The organism is Acidithiobacillus sp. TH-A36 (genome assembly GCF_057473445.1).
Genome location: NZ_JBYCKP010000397.1, coordinates 1 through 1295, shown reverse-complemented (window position 1 = coordinate 1295; position 1295 = coordinate 1). Strand labels below are relative to the sequence as shown.

1 protein-coding gene and 1 tRNA gene are annotated in these 1295 nt (G+C 50.7%); both read left to right on the top strand.

Annotation, left to right across the window (positions count from 1 at the left end; translation table 11 throughout):
• Nucleotides 1–56: 56 nt before the first annotated feature.
• Nucleotides 57–1022, top strand: a complete 966-nt coding sequence (locus AC2VLY_RS10260; protein ID WP_486922217.1) for a lysylphosphatidylglycerol synthase transmembrane domain-containing protein — start codon at nucleotides 57–59, stop codon at nucleotides 1020–1022.
• A 191-nt stretch (nucleotides 1023–1213) separates the two neighbouring features.
• Nucleotides 1214–1289 (top strand) — tRNA-Thr (locus AC2VLY_RS10255).
• Nucleotides 1290–1295 lie beyond the last annotated feature (6 nt).

Here is a 1295-nt window from a genome sequence, read left to right as displayed (position 1 = left end):
AGCACTGCGCGGTCTCGCATAGAGTCCGACCCTTGATTCACTTTTGAAAGTCAGGCATGTCCCGAAAAAAACTCCACACCCGATGGCAACTGCTGCTGCAAATTGTTTTTACCATTGGCGTTCTGTTCTGGCTTTTGCATAACACCGACTGGCCGTCGCTCAGTCAACGTTTTGCAGAAATGCGGCCCTGGTGGTTTGTCGCGGCCATGGCCTCCTATGCCCTGAATTTATCGGTATCGGTTATTCGCTGGCGCATTATTCTGTTGGCTATGGAGCGTACGGCTCCCATCCTCTGGTTGTTGCGGCTGAATTGGGTTGGGGCCTATTTTAATCAGGTATTGCCGGGGGCGGTTTCCGGTGATGTGATTCGTGCCTGGTACACCCGTCATCAAACCGGTTCCATGCCGCTGGCGCTCGCAGCAGTTTTTGGTGACCGCTTTATGGGGATGGGGGCTTTGATTATCATTGCGGCGGTCGCCTTTGCTCTGGGTGGAGCAAGGGTGGGGCTGCTCCCGCAAATGGGCTGGACCATCGGGATTCTGCTTTTTGCCTATGCACTTATTGTTCTTCTTATTTTAAGCCCGCTGCTGAATTTTCTCGAAAAAATTTCGGGAAAACTCGGCGACAAGCTTCATGACATTCGGTTGGGGATGAGCGCACTGCTGCGCCATCGTCTGGCATTGAGCGCGACCATTGTTCTGTCTTTTACGATTCAGTGCATATCGGTTCTGACCTTCTGGTTGCTCGCCCATGCTCTGGGTGAGGCCCCGGACGCCGTGGCACTCTGGGTAGTGTGGCCGGTAATCAGTCTGTTTCTGGCCCTACCCATATCCTTTGCCGGTTGGGGGCTGCGAGAAGGCCTGATGGTTTTCTATCTGGGCTATTTGCACATGGGTCATGATCAGGCGTTGGCGCTTTCCCTGTTGCTCGGCTTCACCATGGTCCTGACCAGTCTGCCGGGTGCCTTGTTGTGGATAGGATTACACCGTCATCATGAAGCACCGCCGGATCTGCAGGCTTAGGCCAGAGTTCATTGAGAGGCTCGATTTGTTATCTCTTCAATATTAATATCTACATAAAAATAAATAAAATCAAATTGTTATAATCTACTTGCGTGATAAAATACGGTTGCATAATTTGTCTGTTGTTGACGCGTTGCCACATGTAATGGCATCAAGATATAATGACCAGATTGATGGTCAAGTATGTACAAGCTGGCGTAGCTCAGTCGGTAGAGCTACTGATTTGTAATCAGTGGGTCAGGGGTTCGATTCCTCTCGCCAGCACCAAATAAA

Bases quoted from the DNA above. Each gene is read 5' to 3' on its own strand.
- AC2VLY_RS10260 (WP_486922217.1), top strand. From the start codon at position 57: ATGTCCCGAAAAAAACTCCACACCCGATGGCAACTGCTGCTGCAAATT.